16 protein-coding genes are annotated in these 15,833 nt (G+C 66.8%); 8 read left to right on the top strand and 8 right to left on the bottom strand.

Features of this window, described 5'->3' with window-relative positions; genetic code table 11:
- The first annotated feature begins 5 nt into the window (after window positions 1–5).
- The 6 genes from OHA10_RS20940 (at window position 6) to OHA10_RS20915 (ending at window position 5,467) form a co-directional block, all read left to right on the top strand.
- Window positions 6–998: a LacI family DNA-binding transcriptional regulator gene (locus OHA10_RS20940; protein WP_371400437.1), complete on the top strand. Its 993-nt coding sequence runs from the start codon at window positions 6–8 to the stop codon at window positions 996–998.
- A 31-nt stretch (window positions 999–1,029) separates the two neighbouring features.
- Window positions 1,030–1,992, top strand: coding sequence for a Gfo/Idh/MocA family protein (locus tag OHA10_RS20935; RefSeq protein ID WP_371400436.1), 963 nt, complete (start codon window positions 1,030–1,032; stop codon window positions 1,990–1,992).
- Between the two features lie 34 nt (window positions 1,993–2,026).
- A complete protein-coding gene (locus tag OHA10_RS20930; protein WP_371400435.1) occupies window positions 2,027–3,040 on the top strand; it encodes a Gfo/Idh/MocA family protein in 1,014 nt (337 codons plus the stop codon).
- On the top strand, window positions 3,040–3,855 hold the full coding sequence (locus OHA10_RS20925) for a Gfo/Idh/MocA family protein (protein WP_371400434.1): 816 nt from the start codon (window positions 3,040–3,042) through the stop codon (window positions 3,853–3,855). Before OHA10_RS20930 ends, OHA10_RS20925 begins: the two co-directional genes overlap by 1 nt.
- Before the next feature lie 67 nt (window positions 3,856–3,922).
- Entirely contained in the window at window positions 3,923–4,720 is a 798-nt protein-coding gene (locus tag OHA10_RS20920; RefSeq protein WP_371400433.1) for a hypothetical protein, read from the top strand.
- Window positions 4,721–4,756: 36 nt separating this feature from the next.
- The gene (locus OHA10_RS20915) at window positions 4,757–5,467 is read left to right on the top strand and encodes a 2OG-Fe(II) oxygenase (RefSeq protein ID WP_371400432.1); all 711 of its coding nucleotides are present in this window, start codon (window positions 4,757–4,759) and stop codon (window positions 5,465–5,467) included.
- Between the two features lie 186 nt (window positions 5,468–5,653).
- On the opposite strand, the gene OHA10_RS20910 is transcribed toward OHA10_RS20915, so the two are convergent.
- From OHA10_RS20910 to OHA10_RS20885, 6 genes are all read right to left on the bottom strand, one after another.
- Window positions 5,654–5,818, bottom strand: coding sequence for a hypothetical protein (locus OHA10_RS20910; RefSeq protein ID WP_371400431.1), 165 nt, complete (start codon window positions 5,816–5,818; stop codon window positions 5,654–5,656).
- 18 nt (window positions 5,819–5,836) lie between these two features.
- Window positions 5,837–6,418 (bottom strand): dihydrofolate reductase family protein, encoded by a 582-nt coding sequence (locus OHA10_RS20905; protein ID WP_371400430.1) that lies wholly within the window; start codon window positions 6,416–6,418, stop codon window positions 5,837–5,839.
- 409 nt (window positions 6,419–6,827) lie between these two features.
- Entirely contained in the window at window positions 6,828–7,988 is a 1,161-nt protein-coding gene (locus OHA10_RS20900) for a helix-turn-helix domain-containing protein (RefSeq protein WP_371400429.1), read from the bottom strand.
- Between the two features lie 555 nt (window positions 7,989–8,543).
- On the bottom strand, window positions 8,544–9,389 hold the full coding sequence (locus OHA10_RS20895) for a carbohydrate ABC transporter permease (RefSeq protein WP_371400428.1): 846 nt from the start codon (window positions 9,387–9,389) through the stop codon (window positions 8,544–8,546).
- Window positions 9,386–10,264, bottom strand: a complete 879-nt coding sequence (locus OHA10_RS20890) for a carbohydrate ABC transporter permease (protein WP_371400427.1) — start codon at window positions 10,262–10,264, stop codon at window positions 9,386–9,388. The genes OHA10_RS20895 and OHA10_RS20890 overlap by 4 nt, the downstream gene beginning before the upstream one ends.
- Window positions 10,264–11,646 (bottom strand): extracellular solute-binding protein, encoded by a 1,383-nt coding sequence (locus tag OHA10_RS20885; RefSeq protein WP_371400426.1) that lies wholly within the window; start codon window positions 11,644–11,646, stop codon window positions 10,264–10,266. Before OHA10_RS20885 ends, OHA10_RS20890 begins: the two co-directional genes overlap by 1 nt.
- Before the next feature lie 167 nt (window positions 11,647–11,813).
- On the opposite strand from OHA10_RS20885, the gene OHA10_RS20880 reads away from it, so the two are divergent.
- The gene (locus OHA10_RS20880; RefSeq protein ID WP_371400425.1) at window positions 11,814–12,827 is read left to right on the top strand and encodes a LacI family DNA-binding transcriptional regulator; all 1,014 of its coding nucleotides are present in this window, start codon (window positions 11,814–11,816) and stop codon (window positions 12,825–12,827) included.
- Here the strand turns inward: OHA10_RS20880 and OHA10_RS20875 are convergent.
- Both OHA10_RS20875 and OHA10_RS20870 read right to left on the bottom strand, forming a co-directional pair.
- The gene (locus tag OHA10_RS20875) at window positions 12,785–14,671 is read right to left on the bottom strand and encodes a glycoside hydrolase family 127 protein (RefSeq protein ID WP_371400424.1); all 1,887 of its coding nucleotides are present in this window, start codon (window positions 14,669–14,671) and stop codon (window positions 12,785–12,787) included. The genes OHA10_RS20880 and OHA10_RS20875 overlap by 43 nt on opposite strands.
- A 56-nt stretch (window positions 14,672–14,727) precedes the next feature.
- Window positions 14,728–15,363, bottom strand: coding sequence for a hypothetical protein (locus OHA10_RS20870; RefSeq protein WP_371400423.1), 636 nt, complete (start codon window positions 15,361–15,363; stop codon window positions 14,728–14,730).
- A gap of 24 nt (window positions 15,364–15,387) precedes the next feature.
- On the opposite strand from OHA10_RS20870, the gene OHA10_RS20865 reads away from it, so the two are divergent.
- On the top strand, window positions 15,388–15,831 hold the full coding sequence (locus OHA10_RS20865) for a GNAT family N-acetyltransferase (protein WP_371400422.1): 444 nt from the start codon (window positions 15,388–15,390) through the stop codon (window positions 15,829–15,831).
- The last annotated feature ends 2 nt before the right edge of the window (window positions 15,832–15,833 follow it).

Genomic DNA, 15,833 nt, shown 5'->3' with positions numbered 1-15,833 from the left:
GCCGCATGTCGCCACGTCTGCAGCGGGCGCCGGGGGTCACGATCGGCGATGTCGCTGCCGCAGCCGAGGTCTCGCGGTCGACGGTGTCGCGGGCCTTCACCCGGCCGCAGCTGCTCAGTCCGGAGACCGTCGACCACATCCGCGCGGTCGCGGCCCGGCTCGGGTACGTCGGGAACCAGGCGGCGCGGGCGCTGTCGACCGGGCGGTTCGGGAACATCGCGGTCGTCGTACCGGATATCGCGAACCCGTTCTTCCCGCCGCTGGTCCGGAGCCTGCAATCGGCCGCCGAGACCGCCGACCTGGCGGTGTTCCTCGGCGATTCGGACGAGTCCGCGGAGCGTGAGGCCAAGCTGATCGCGCGGCTCGCGCCGCAGGTGGAGGGGTTCGTCCTGGCCTCGCCGCGGCTGTCGGAGGAGCTGATCCGCGAGCTGGCCGCCACTCGTCCGGTCGTGTTGGTGAACCGCGATCTGGAGGGCATTCCGCGGGTGCTGATCGACTCCACGGGCGGTATGACCGAGGCGGTGATGCTGCTGAAGAAGCTCGGGCACGAGCGTCTCGCGTACCTGGCCGGCCCTCGCGACTCATGGTCCGACCAGCAGCGGCGGGAGGTTCTGACTTCGGCCGCGTCGGGGTTGACGGTGGAGGTCATCGAGGTGGGTCGGCCGAGCTATGCGGCCGGCCGGGATTCGGTGTCGGCGCTCGTGCGGTCGGGTGCGACGGCGGCGATCGCGTTCGACGATGTGGTCTCGCAGGGCGTGCTGGCCGGGCTCGAGTTGCGCGGTATCTCGGTCCCTACCGACTTCAGTCTCGTCGGCTGCGACGACACCCTCGCCGCGCTGACCACCCCCGCGCTCACGAGCGTGTCAGCCGGAGCAGCCACGGCAGGCACGGCGGCCGCGAAGCTCTTGATTCAACTACTCGACGACCCGACTGCAGAGTGCATCACCATTGCAACCCACCTGGTCATCAGAGCAACGACCGCTGCGGTGACGCGTTGACGTGCAACCGGTTGCATGCTGGAATCACGAGATGACTCGGATCGCCATCGCCGGAGCCGCCCATCCGCATGTGGCCTACGCGACCGCCGAGGTCGACGCTGTCGACTCGCTCGCACTGGTCGCGGTGTCGGACCCGAGTCGCGAACTCGCTGAGCGATGGGCCGCGCCGTACGACGCGAAGGTGTTCACGGATCACCAGGAGATGCTGCGCGAGATGTCTCCCGACATCGTCATGGTCGCCGGCATCTACGGCGACCGCGGTCGGGCGGTGGTCGACGCTTTGAACGCCGGGTGCCACGTCATCGCCGACAAGCCGCTGTGCACGACTCTCGACGACCTCGACGCGATCACCGAGGCCGCACAGCGCACCGGCCGTCACGTCACGCTCCTGCTGGAGAAGCGCTACTACCCCGTCACGCTCGCGGCTCTGGAGATCACGAGTCAGCTCGGCACGATCCATGGCGTGACCGCCTCCGGTCCGCACAAACTCAACCGCCCGACGCGCCCGGACTGGTTCTTCGACCGAGCGCGGTACGGCGGTTTGCTGAACGATCTCGCCGTCCACGACCTCGACGCCGGCCTGCTCTTCACAGGTCTGACCAGTGGGACCGTCAGCGGCTTCGTGGTGGACGCATCGTACGGCGTCGCGACGCTGAGCGGGCCCGGTGCGCTGATCACCGCGGGCGTGGACTGGATGAATCCGGCGGGTTCACCGGTGCACGGCGACTACCGGATGAAGCTGGTCGGCACCGAAGGCACCGCCGAGTTGCTCTGGGCACGCAACCGTCTCGTCCTCACCACGACCGACCTCGCACCACACGACATACCACTTCCGTCCGGCCATCGCCCCGCCGAGCTGCCCTTGCGAGCGCTTGCTGAAGGCAACGAACCGGACATCACCACGTCCCGCGGTCTGCTCGCGACCCGGTTGGCCCTGCTCGCACAACAGTCCGCCGAGAACGGCGGCGTACCACTGCCTTGGACGACTTCCTGATCCCTGATCCCCTGGTCGACGAGAGAGAGGTCTCATGCGTTTCGCCCTGATCGGTGCCGGCGCGATCGGCACTGTGCACGCTCGCCTCATCGAAGCCCTAGGCAACGAAGCCGAACTGGTCGCGGTCGTCGACCAGGACCTCGACCGCGCCGGCAAGCTCGTCGAACAGTACGGCGGTCAGGCGTTCTCGGCGCCCGCCGATGCTTTCGCGGCTGCTTCGGTCGATGCCGTGTCCATTTGTCTACCGAGCGCGCTGCACGCGGACCTTGCCATCGAAGCGTTGCAGGCCGGTAAGCACGTGATCGTGGAGAAGCCGGTCGACATCACGCTTGCCGCCGCGGACCGCCTGATCGAGGTTGCGCGATCGACCGGGCTCACCGTCTCGGTGATCAGCCAGCGCCGCTTCCAGCCGCCCGTCGCGCAGATCCGCGCAGCGATCGACACCGGTGCCCTCGGCCGGGTGACGTCGGGGATCGCGGAGTCGGCGTTCTTCCGGCCGCAGTCGTACTACGACGGCGACGACTGGCGCGGCACGCTCGCGATCGACGGCGGCGGCGCGCTGATGAACCAGGGCATTCACGCACTCGATCTGCTGGTGTGGATGCTCGGCCGTCCGGTCCAGGTCAGCGCGCAGACCGGCATGCTCGCCCATTCGGGGATCGAGGTCGAGGATCTGGCCGGCGCGACGATCCTGTTCGAGAGCGGGGCGATCGGGTTGCTCCTGGCAAGCACCGCGGCGTACCCGGGTCGTCCGGTGCGGCTGACGATCCACGGCGATCAAGGTACGGCGGTGCTGGACGACGACGAGCTCGCGTACTTCGCTTCCGCCTCGGCTGCTGAGCCCGAGGCAGGTGTGCTGGAAGGCCCGGCTGATTGGGGTCCGGTGGAGCTTGCGCATCTCGCCCAGTACCGGGATTTCATTGACGCCGTCCGCGACGGACGTGCACCGGCCGTGTCGTTGGAGGCGGGACGGCGGTCGTTGGCGACGGTGCTCGCTGTCTATGAATCCGCCCGGCTGGGGCGTCCCGTCGAGCTGGAGGAGAACTGATGCGCATCGCACTGGTCGGGACGGAGAACAGCCACGCGGACCACATCGTCCGTCTGCTGAACGTCGACCGGATCGCCGACGCCCGGATCGTTGCCCTGGTCGGCAACGACGAGAAAACCCGCAAGCTCGCTGCCGTTGGCGGGATTGCTGACGTCGTGCCGACTTCGGGCGAGCTGATCGGCTCGGTCGACGCGCTGATCATCACCAATCGCGACGGCGCGTTGCACCGCGAGCTCGCCGTACCGTTCCTCGAAGCAGGCATCCCGGTCTGGGTCGACAAACCGCTGGCCGCTGGGACCGCGGACGCGCGGGCGATCCTCGATGCTGCTCGGGACACTCTTGTCACTTCGTATTCAGCCGTCCGATGGGTTGCTGACGCCGACGCGATTGCAGCGGCTGACGTCGGCCAAGTGCAGACGGTCACCGTGACCGGGCCGGCCGATCCGGACAGCGAGTACAGCGGAATCTTCTTCTACGGCATCCACATCGCAGACCTCGCACAACGACTGGCGCCCGGCGAACCGGGCCCGGTCGAGGTCGAACGCGTCGGCTCGACGATCGTCGCGCGGTACCGCAGCGGCGAGGTCCTGGTAACCCTGCAGTTCGTAAAGCCGACAGCCGAGGCCCGCGTACCTTTCCACGCCACTGTCGTCGGCCGCACCGGCCTGGCCAGCCAGGCGATCCAGCTGGACGACGACTACGTCGTACCTGGCCTCAAGATCTTCCTACAGATGCTCGAGAACGGCGAGCGTCCCCTCGACGATGCCGCAATGCTGGCTCCGATCACGGTGCTCGAGCAGATGCGAAGCGGCTGATCGCGGCCCTTGTGTTGTTGTTCGCGGTTGTGCCTGGTGTGCCTGCGTCGGCCAGTGCTGGCCGACGGTGTACCTCGGCGTTGCGGCGTACGGCGGTCGGGACATGTTGCGGGACTCGCGGCACCAGGTGGCGTCGTTCGTGCGGTGGGCGCGCGGGCGTGGATACCACGTGCAGGCGGTGATCGCGGGCGGTACGAATCCGCCGTACCTGGGGGTGCTTCCGCAGTACCAGCATCTTGCGATCGGTGAGTTCACGAAGGTGCTCGACTACAACCGCGCCGTGCCGGACAACGCCCGGTTCGACGGCGTGAATGTGGACATCGAGCCGTACCTGCTGCCCGAGTGGAAGGAGCCGGGGACGACGCTGCCGACGATCTGGCTCGATCTGCTGGCGAAGTTCGTGCACCTGCGGGACGTGTCCGGGCAGCGGTTGCTCGTGGGGCCGGCGATCCCGTTCTGGTTCGACAGCTCGGACTGTTGTACGGCGATCACCTGGCACGGGAAGACTGCTCCGCTGAGTGATCACGCGCAGGACCTGACCGACTACGTCGCGCTGATGGACTACACCGAGACCGCGGCCGGGATCATCTCGCGCGCCGAGCACGAGATCGCTTATGCCGCGGCGATCGGCAAACCGCGATCGGTGGTGATCGGTGTCGAGAGCAAGGATCTGTCCGGCACCAGCGACCCAGAGACGGTCACGTTCTACGAAGAGGGTCGCACGTACATGGAGGCGGAGCTGGACAAGGTGTACTCCGCTCTCGGGGGCACACCTGCCTTCGCCGGGATCGCGATGCACCACTACGGGGGTCTGCTCCTGCTGCCGTCGGTGTGGGGCGAGGGCGGCGTGTACTACCCCTCGTAGGCCTCACACGTCTGCGGGCTCCGGCGTTCCATCAGTATGAACAAGTACGAGCGACGAGTAGCCGGAGCTGACTGGGACGCGGTGACGGCCGAGGTGAACGATCTCGGCTGTGCGCTGCTGCCCGAATTGCTGACGCCTGCTGAGGCTGGGCGGATCGCCGCGCTGTACGACGACGCTCAGCGCTTCCGGGCGACGATCGACATGGCGCGGCACTGGTTCGGTGAGGGGCAGTACCGGTACTTCGATCATCCGTTCCCCGCTGAGGTCGAGGCGTTGCGGCAGGCGCTGTACCCGCGGCTGCTGCCGATCGCGCGCGATTGGTATACCAAACTCGGTCGCGAGGCAGAATGGCCGGACACCCTCGACGAGTGGCTCGACATCTGCCACGCCGCCGGCCAGACCCGGCCCACACCGATCCTCCTTCGCTACGGCGCCGGCGATTGGAACGCCCTCCATCGCGACCTGTACGGCGAAAAGGTCTTCCCACTTCAGGTCGTGATCAACCTGAACGCCCCTGGCGCCGACCACACCGGCGGCGAATTCCTCCTCGTCGAACAACGCCCCAGAGCCCAGTCCCGAGGCACCGCAACCCTCATCCCCCAAGGCCATGGCCTCCTGTTCACCACCCGAGACCGCCCCATCAAATCAACCCGAGGCTGGTCCGCCTCCCCCGTCCGCCACGGCGTCTCCCCCATCAAATCCGGCCACCGCCACACCCTCGGCCTGGTCTTCCACGACGCCAAGTAAAAGGACACCGCTCCGCGGCGGCTGCCCTTTGGCCGCCTCCGGCGGCGCAGGCAACTGTCCGCTCACCCGCACGCGCTCGACGAGACACAGCACACACGCCCGGGCCAGCAACGCGACACCGCGTCCGCGATGGCTGTCTGGCTGGCCCTCGGCGGCGCGTGCTCGAACTACGTGTTGGTGGTCAGGTCAGCCAACGTCCGCATTCGGGTGCTGCGCGATCCAGGCGCCCAGAGCGTCGGCCGCGATGGTCAGCGGCGTCGGCATCAGCTCGATCGGCACCGTGCCGTCGATCGGCACCTTCGGTGGATGCTGATTGTCACCGCCAGCTGCACCTTGAGCCATCCTGCTCATGCTCCAAAGTAGCTCGGCTCAGCTGTGCAGCGTGGGGTGGTAAATGAGTTCTTGGGTGCGACCGTCGAAGGTGTGGGCTTCCAGGAGCTCGAGGTCGAAGTCGGCCGCGTTCTGGAAGACGGGCTCGACGCCGGTCTGGCCGGCGATGACCGGGAAGATCGTGATCTGCACGCGGTCGACGAGTCCGGCAGCCATCAGGACGCGGTTGAGAGACAGACTGCCGTGGGAGCGGAGCGGCACGTCGGACTCCTCCTTGAGGCGAGCGATCAGCTCGACAGCGTCGCCGGTCACAACGGTCGCGTCCGGCCAGTCGAACGGTCCCTCGAGGGTGGACGACACCACGGTCGTCGGCATCGGCCGCATCCGCCCGTTCACCGGGTCGAGCTCCTCGGCCGAGATCTTGCTCGAGCCGATCATCTGCATCATCAGCCGGAACGTGTCCGCGCCGAACACCATCCGCTGCTCCTCGTCGTACTGCGCAATCCGCCGCTCGATGAACTCGGGGCCGTGCTTCCCCCAGTACGGCCCCCAGTCCGCGTTGTCGTACGACGCAAACCCATCAAGGCTAGAGAAGACGTCGAAGGTGTACGTCGCGGTCATGCTGATCTCCCTTGACTGCCTCGGCCGCGCCCAGTGAGCGACCATTCACCCCTGCGTCGAACGCCTCATGCCTGATTCGACATCACCACCCAAGTCAGAACCATCCCTGCAGCCCACATCGAAAAGCCGGTATCGCTCTCTGACTGATCCTCAGCGGTGGAAAGCCTGCATGACGACAGGAGGTAGTCCCTCTCGGCCAACCCTCCCCAGCGTGAATCGACGGCCGAAGGGCTCCTGCAGCCCAATACCTCCTGTCGCCAGAGCGGTCTACCCGTATCCCAGTCGACTGCGTCGCTGCGCTGAAGGCCGGCACCAGCACAACCGGAGACCGTCCTGCCGCTTGCGCCACGCTGAATGACGACGAGTACACCGATGCGGTTATTGCCTACACCGAGGAGCTGGCGGCGGGCTAGACGGCTCGCATCGCATCCTCGAGCCCACCGACGGCCCCCTCACCGGGGAACCGTCGGCGTAGCTCCTGGTCGAGCTCGCTCGCGATCATCCGCAAGTGCACCTTGCTCTGCCGGCCATCCTTGAGCCCTTCGACGCCAAGGTCGACCGCCTCCTCCAGGTCGCCCTCACGACCGGCGACGAACGCGAGGGTCAACCTGCATTCGGCAATCCGCATCGGGCTCAGCTCGGTCCCGTCCGGCGCGATGTTGTCGCGGATGACCGACCCCGCATACTCGCTCGCCTGCGCGTTGTCCTGCGCCATGCGGTGAATGTCCATCGAGTAGTAGTCCCATTTGGCCGGATCGACCTTGAAGTGGTTGTCGGGTCGGTCCGGGTATGGCAGTTCTGCAAGCAGGTCACGTCCGGACTCGAGCAGAGTAGTCAGCCCGGACTCGCCAAGGCGTGCTCGCGCCTTCGCTTCCTGGGCGATGAGCTGCACCTGAACGCTGGTGCTTTGGGCGACTGCCTGTCCGCGCCGCGATGCGTCGACAGCCTGCCGGAACCGACCCTGCGTCAGCGCGAACCATGCCGTCATCTCGTGACCCCACCCCACGATCTCAGGGTGTCCGGCTTCGATGCCCAGTTGAGCGGCTGCTACTCGAGTGGACTCCGCAGCGGTGCCCATCCCCAGGTCGTACTCAACACACCCCGCGAGCAACGCCAGCCAGCCGCCGGCCACCAGCAGGTCCGTATGCGCCTTCAGGCCAACCGGCCGCCGCAGCAGACTTCCTACATACTGCAACCACTCGTGAGCCTCAGTACGCAGTTCCATCGCATCGCGCCGGTTGTACTGGCAGCACAACTCCTCAACTGTCGAATGCAGAGCCTCGATCGTGTTCGGCGTCGTATCTGAGGTCTGCAACCGGGAGATCAGTTCGGCCGTCTGCCATGGCCGGTCATTGAGCTTCGTGGTCGCGTCATGTCTCGCTGCCGCGATGAGCTCGCCCTTTGCCCGTAGAGCCTCATCACATCTCCGCGCCACGTCCTCGGTGGCCGGCTTTCGGCCGTTCTCCACGTTCGAGAGGTAGGAGCGGCTGAAGTGGGTCGCCCGCGCCAGATCGCCCAGCGACCACCCGCGATGATCACGGTACTCACGGAGACGACTCCCGAACGTCATGGCCCCAGTGTCACCTACGCCTTGTATCCCTGTCTCCCGATGCCGAGGGATACGCGGGAATGATCGATCCGGCGCGCTATCGGGGCGATGCTCCAACCATGAACCACCTAACGCGGGGACACCCGAAGGACAGTGCGGGCTGGCCGGAACTGCGGGGCGCGCAAGACCTCAAGTGTGACGGGGAGAACCCCACGACCGGCTGTCGATGCGTCTTAGGACATCACAACGGCTACCACCGCGACGGCAGCGGTGCGGAGTGGCTGGATGACTGAGCAGCGAAATGTCCGCGATCAGCGGCGAAGACGCTGGGCCATGCGCACCTGGACAACCGACCGGCGAATCGGCGTCCTCCCAGACGGCTCGGACCCACGCGATATCCGCCATCCCCTCACCTGGTGCGTCGATGCCTGGCTGATGCAGGGACCGATCACCCCCGCGTATGTCCACGCGGCGCGGAGGGCATGGGCGATCAGACATCACACGCCGGCGAAGGCGGCCAACAAAACTGCCGCCGCGGGGCGGTGTCCTTTCGGGGGTGGCCTTTGGTGGTGTGGTTCAGCCTTTTACGCCGGTGAGGGTTACGCCTTCTACGAAGTACCGCTGTAGGACGAAGAAAATGAGGATGATGGGGAGGATGACTACCAGGGAGGCGGCCATCAGGAAGCCCCATTGGGCTGTGTAGGTGGATTGGAAGCCGGCCAGGCCGAGGGCGAGGGTGTATTTGCTGTCGGAGGTCAGGTACAGGAGTGGGCCGAGGAAGTCGTTCCAGACGCCGATGAAGGTGAAGATCACCACGACCACGACGACCGGTTTCGACAAGGGCATGATGACGCCCCAGAACACCTTCCACGGGGTCGCGCCGTCGATGTACGCCGCCTCGTCGAGCTCGAACGGGATCGTCAGGAAGAACTGCCGGAACAGGAAGATGTTGAACACCCCGCCGCCCGCGCCGGCGAACCAGGCCGGCACCGTCAGCGGGATGAACGTGTCGAGCGCGCCGACGGATCCCCACATCACGAACGTCGGGATCAGGGTCACGGCGTACGGCAGCATCACGCCGGTCAGCAGCAACCCGAAGATCAGGTTCCGCCCGCGCCAGCGCAGCCGGGAGAAGCTGAACGCCGCGAGCGCGCAGGTCAGCACGGTCCCGGTGACGACGAGCACCTCGATGATCATCGTGTTGAGGAAGTACCGCGCGAACGGCTGCGACCCCAGCGCCCCGCTGAAGTTCGCCCATGCGAACGGCTTGGGGATCCACTCCGGCGGCGACACGAAGATCTGGTTGTCGTCCATCAACGCGCTGCGGACCAGCCACGCGAACGGCGTGACCATGATCAGCCCGCCCGCGGCCAGCAACACCCAGACCGCGGTACGGCGAACCAGCGAGCCTTCTCGTGTCACCGGGCCGCTCCCATCTCGTAGTACACCCATCGGCGCGCGTTGCGGAACAGCAGCACGGTGATGACCAGGACGATCACGAACAACACCCAGGCCAGTGCGCTCGCGTAGCCGATCTCGCTGTCGGTGAACGCCTTCGTGTAGAGGTAGTAGATGTAGAACTCGGTCGCGTTGTTCGGCCCGCCCTGCGTCATGATGTACGCCTGGTTGAAGACCTGGAACGTGCCGATCGTGCCGGTGACCAGGTTGTAGAAGATCGTCGGCGTCATGAACGGCAACGTCACGTGCCGGAACCGCGCCCACGTCCCGCCGCCGTCGATCGCGACCGCCTCGTACAGCTGCCGCGGCACGCCCTGCAGCCCGGCCAGGAAGATGACCATCGCGTTCCCGAAACCCCATGTGCTCATCAGGATCAGCGACGGTACGGCGCTCTGCTCGCCGTAGATCCAGCTCGACGTCGGCAACCCGGCCTGCCGGAGCATGCTGTTCAGCAGACCGAAGTCCGGGTTGAAGATCCAGATCCACAGCACCGAGCTCGCGACCGCCGGCACCAGCGTCGGCAGATAGTAGACCGTCCGCCAGAACCCGCGACCGCGGATGCCCTGGTTGACCAGCATCGCGATCACGAACCCGACCACCAGGGTGAGCGGTACGACGCCGAGGGTGTAGTAGGTCGTGACGTTCAACGACTTCCAGAACAGCGGATCGTGCCCCAGCTGCCGATAGTTGCCGAGTCCAATGAATTTCGCCGGCGCGCCGATCTGCCAGTCCGTCAGGCTGAAGAACAGCGAGGCGATCATCGGCCCGATCGTGAAGATCCCGAAGCCCAGGATCGCCGGTGCCGCGAGCAACCATCCCCAGCGTCGTTCTGCTCTCATCAGCTGCCGTTGGTGGGGTACGTGCCCTGCAGGAGACCGCCGTTCAGCTTCGCGGCCAACGGCTTGAGTACGTCGGCAGCCGGCGTCTTGCCCTGCTGGATGACCTGGATGGCCGGTGTGAGCACCTTGTCGATCGCCTCGATGTTGCGCAGCTTCTGGTAGAAGTACGGCGCCGAGTTGTTGATCGTGTAGTCGACCCCGGCCGTCCGGTACTCCGCCGGATGCGCGTCGTTCTTCGTCCAGACGTCGATGTCCTTCGGATCGGTGTAGTACCGCTTCTCCAACGGCATCCACAGACCGGTGCTGAACAGGTCGACCTTGGTCGGGTTGTCGTGGAACAGGTACAGCTCGACCGCCTCCTGCTCGTGCTTGGTCGAGGAGAAGATCGCGGTCGCGCCGCCGAGCGTGATCGTCATCGGCTTGCTGTACTTCGGCAGCACGCCCATCCCGAAGTCGAGCTTGCCCTGGGCAAGGTCCAGCAACGTCCACTGCCCGTCGATCACCATCGCCACCCGACGGGTCTTGAGCTGCACCGTCGTACTCGGCGCGTTGTTGCCGAGTTGCGCGGGTGTCGGCGCGACGCGGTGTTTGTACATCAGGTCGGCGAGGTTCTGGAACACCTCGATCGCCTCAGGGGTGTCCAGCATGGACTTGCGGCCGGTCTCGTCGGTGAAGTTGATGCCGCGGCTGAGCAGCAGTGGCTGGTACACCGTCGGGCCCAGCCCGGCGGAGACGCCGTACTGGCGGATGCGCTTCGGGTCGAAGCCGTCCTCGTCGGGGTGCTTGCCGTTCTGGTCGAGCGTGAGCTTGTAGGCGTTCTGTACGAACGTGTCCCAGCTCCACGCCTTGTCAGCCTCGGCCGGCGGCGTCTCCACACCGGCATCCGAGAGCGCCGGCTTGCTGTACCAGAGCGACATGATCTCGTTGGCGCTCTGGGTCCCGTAGGTCTTGCCCTTGTCCCACCAGAAGTAGGTGCCGGGCAGACGGTTCGCGAGGTCCGGGTACTTGTCGAAGTACGGGTACAGGTTGACGAGTTTGCCCTGCTCGGCAAGGCGATATCCCATCGGGCTCTGCATGTAGCAGAGGTCGGGCTGGCGGTTGCTGGCGACCAGCGCGTTCAGTTTGGTGTCGTAGTCGGCCGGGGTGAAGACGGGCTTCACAGTGACGCCGGACTTCTCCTGCTCGAACGCCTTGAGCATGTTCGAGATGGCCTTCTGTTCCGCGGTCGAACCCCAGAACATGAACTGCAGTTCCTTGGTCCCGCCGCCGGAACCCGATCCGCTGTCCCCCAGCGACTTGCCGCTGCAGCCGGCCAACCCGGCAAGCGTGGCCAGCCCACCGAACTGCAGCGCACGGCGCCGTCCGAAGGTTGTTGCTGACATGAGCCCTCCTCGGGCAGTGAACACGGCCACCGAAACACGGCGGCAACATGTTTCCTGACAATAGGAGCGGAGCCGAAATCGGTCAAGGGTCAACGTTGTAACAGGATCGATTCAGGCGTCCGTGCAGGTATGGTTGTTTCCGGAAACACACGGATCCGGGAGGTCGGTTGAGCCAGGAGAAGCGGGCGACGGTCAGGGATGTCGCGGCGCGGGCGGGGGTGTCACCGGGCACGGTGTCGAAGGCACTCAACGGCACCGGCCAGATCAGCGAGGCGACCCGGGAGCGGATCCAGCAGGCGGCGGAGGAGATCGACTTCCGGCCGAACGCGCTGGCGCGCAGTGTGTTCGAGCGACGCAGCTACACCGTCGGGATGATCACCACCGACAGCTTCGAGCGGTTCAGTGTCCCGGTCATGCTCGGCGCCGAGGATGCGCTCGGGGCCGGCCGGATCTCGGTGTTCCTGTGCGACAGCCGGGGCGATCCGATCCGCGAGCGACACTACGTCGACGTACTACTCGGCCGCCGGGTCGACGGGTTCATCGTGACCGGCCGCAACTTCAACCGCAGGCCTCCGCTGGCGGGCGCGCGCGACGTACCGGTCGTCTATGCGTTGACGCCGTCCGCCGACGACAACGACTGCTCGGTCGTGGTCGACGACATCTCATCAGGGCGACTGGTCGCGGAGCACCTGCTCCGGATCGGCCGGACCAAGATCGCGCACGTCACCGGGCCGGAGCGTTTCGACCCCGCACGGAGCCGGCACGCCGGCCTCAGCGAGGCGCTCGCCGCAGCCGGTCTCGAGCTGACCGGCATGGCCATGTACGGCGGCTGGACCGAGGCGTGGGGGCGCCAGGCGACGCACATCCTGTTCCGCGAGAACCCGGACATCGACGCGATCCACTACGGCAGCGATCTCCTCGCCCGCGGCGGCGCTGATGCCCTGCGCGAGCTCGGGCGTCGCATCCCGGAGGATGTCGCGATCACCGGCACGGACAACTGGGAACTGATCGCCGAGGGCGCACGACCGCCGCTGACCTCAGTCGACCTGCGGCTCGCCGACGTCGGCCGGGTGGCCGCCCAACGGTTGCTGGACGCAATCGAAGGACGGCCGCACGCGGGCCTGGAGCAGGTCCCCTGTCAGCTGGTCGTCCGGGCGTCGACCGACGAGACTGCCGGCTGATACGGCAGCCACACCTTCATCGGCCCGACCTCACGGTTCGCCCACTGGTAGTACGGCAGAGCCGTGATCTGCACGGCCTCGCCCAGTCCGGCCGGTACGTCGGCATACAACTCGCTCGGCGCTTGCCAGGTGGCGCCACGGGCGATGATGCGGTCGCTGCCGGGCACTTCGTCGAGCGTGGCACCGGTCAGGACGAGGTCGTCGACGGACGCGGTCTGGTCGGCCTGCTCGACGGCGTACAGGAGGGGGCCGCGGCAGATGGCGACCGATCCGCGGATGCCCTCGACCCGCGGATGGCCGTGGACGAGGCGCGGTGCCATCGGCAGGTTGAGCACGATCCGATCGCCGGCCTGCCAGGCGCGGCGGACCGTTGCATACGTGCCGGCGACGCCCGGGACGACCTCGTCTCCGACGGTGATCTCGGCACCGGCCGACCAGGCCGGGATCCGCAGGCTGATCGCCGTCTCGGCGGGCTGATCGACCGTGATGACGACGCGTCCGGACACCGGGTAGTCGGTGCTGACACTGAGCTTCAGGTCACCCGCGGTGATCGAGCCGGCGGCGTACTGATGGATCTGCACACCACTCTCGTGGCTGGTGGCAACGTAGTGTTGGAGCGAGGCGAAGGTGCGCATCAGGTTCGTCGGGCAACAACTCGTCCCGAACCACGGTTGACGGCCGTTGCCCGGAGCCCGCTTGTCGGCGTCGTCGGACCCGGCACGGACCTGCAACGCGTTGACATAGAAGTACTTCGACCGATCGAGCGACACTCCCGGCAGTACCGCGTTGTACAGCTGCCACTCGAACAGATCGGCGTACTCCGCCCTACCCGTTGCCAGGAGCAACCGCCAGCTCCACTGCAGACTGGCGACCGCGGCACAGGTCTCGCCGTACGCGACGTCGTTCGGCAGCTCGTACGGGTTCCCGAACGATTCACCGTCCCAGCGGCTCCCGAGGCCGCCGTTCACGTACATCTTCGTCCGCACCATGTTCTGCCACTGTGTCTCGAGCTTCGCGAGCAGCTCGGTGTCGCCCGTCTCGATCGCGACGTCGGTCGCGCCGGCGGCGAGATAGATCGCACGAACGGCATGCCCCTCGGGCGCAGTGGTCTCGCGGACCGGGATCCGGTCGGACAGGTACGCCGCACGCCCCGGGTTGCCCGGGGCAAGGATCGACCGGCCGTGCGCGTCGACGAAGTACTTCGCCTGGTCGAGGTACCGCTGCTCGCCGGTCGTCCGGTACAGCTCGACCAGCGCCAACTCGGCGACCGGATGCCCGCAGAAGCCTTCACGCTGGTCAGGCCCGGTGCCGAAGGTTCGAGCGAGGTGATCACCCGCCCGCCGCGCGACGTCGAGCAACGCGGTCCGCCCGGTCGCCCGGTACTGCGCGACCGCCGACTGGATCATCGCGCCCATGTTGAAGATCTCGTGATCGAAGTCGAGCTGCCCGTACCGCTCGTCCCGGCGCCCAGACTGCACGAACGTGCCGAGGTAGCCGTCCTCGTCCTGCGCCGCCGCGATCAAAGCGGTCCGGGACTCCAGCCAGTCGACCAGCCGAGGATCAGTACTCCGCCCGGCCTCCCAGGCGACCGCCTCGAGCCACTTGTAGGCCTCACCGTCCTCGTAGTTCGGCCCGTGGTACTCCGCATCCGTCACCCCCTTCGCGACATTGCGGAAGTTGTCCCACTGCTCCTCGAGATGCTCGGCGCCCTTCGGGATCGAGACCGTCCCGTTGGTCGCCTGCAGCTCACCGAGGAAGCTGCCGTCGAGTTGTACGTCGCGCAGGCCGAGCGGGCGCAGCGCAGTGGCCGCAACCGGCGCGGCCGGTCCCTGATCTGTCGTCACCGCACCATCCTGACTGCCGCGGCACGATCAAGGCAACATGTTTCCGAACTTTTCCGCTATCCCGCCGCAAGCTCGGTGCAGATGTCCCACGCAGCCTGGCGGAGGAGAGCGGAGGTGTCCGGGTCGAGGCCTTTGACCGGCACGTCGATGCCGACCGGGTCCTCCTGCAGGAGAGCGATCAGGAAGACGCAGGCGGCGAGGTAGCTGCCGGCCAGGGCCGGGTGGCTGTTGTCCGCGTCGTGCAGGACGGGCGCATCGTGGGTGGCGAGGAAGCGTTCCCAGACCAGGCCGACCGGGATGAGCGCAGCGCCGAGTTCGGCCGCGGCCCCGCCGTACGCGTCGGTGAGGGCCTGCTGTGTTTCCGGGGCGTTCCGCCCGGCCCAGGTCAGGTAGAGCGCCGTACGGGCGCCGGCCGCGGTGATCGCGGCGTCGAAGTCGTGGGCACTGTCGCGGAAGCGTGCCGGGCTCTTGATCGGCAGCGTGCTCTGCTCCTGCAGTACGACGGTGTCGAATCCGCCGCCCGCGATCGCCTCGAGCGCCTTGCCCGCGTTGAGATGCTGCCGCAGCGAAGCGCCGCCGGCCGAGATCAGCTTGTGCTCGACCTCGATCCCGCGCGCCGAGGCCAGTCCCTTGATCAATCCAGGGAGGTTGTTCCGCGAAGTGAAGCTGTTGCCCACGAAGAGAATCCGCACAAAGCCGGACGTTACTATGCCCGGATGACTGCTGGGCTCCGGATCGTGCCGGTCGAGGACGACGCCACACTGCTGGACTGGCAGCGGGTGCACAACGAGATCATCCCGACGGCGCCGTTGTCGGTCGACGAGATCCGAGAGCGCCTGACGCGCAACGTCCTCGAGCTCGCGTACGACGGCGACGTGCTGGTCGGATGCTCCACCGTCCGGCCGCCGTCGGACGAGACCGCGGCGGTCACCGTGATCGCGCGGGTGCTCCCGGAGTACCGCCGGCGCGGATTCGGTGACGCGATCTACCAGCACTGTCTACAGCGGGGGCGACAGCTCGGCGACACCTTCGAGACGCACATCCTGGCGAGCAACGAGGACGGGGTGCGGTTCGCGAAGGCGCACGGGTTCGCCGAGGTGGAGACGTACCTGCTGCCCGGCGACACGATTCCTTTTGTCGAACTACGGTTGGGCGAGTGACG

It is taken from the genome of Kribbella sp. NBC_00662, assembly GCF_041430295.1.
In the GTDB taxonomy this organism is placed as follows: domain Bacteria; phylum Actinomycetota; class Actinomycetes; order Propionibacteriales; family Kribbellaceae; genus Kribbella.
This window is presented reverse-complemented; position numbering and strand designations above follow the sequence as displayed.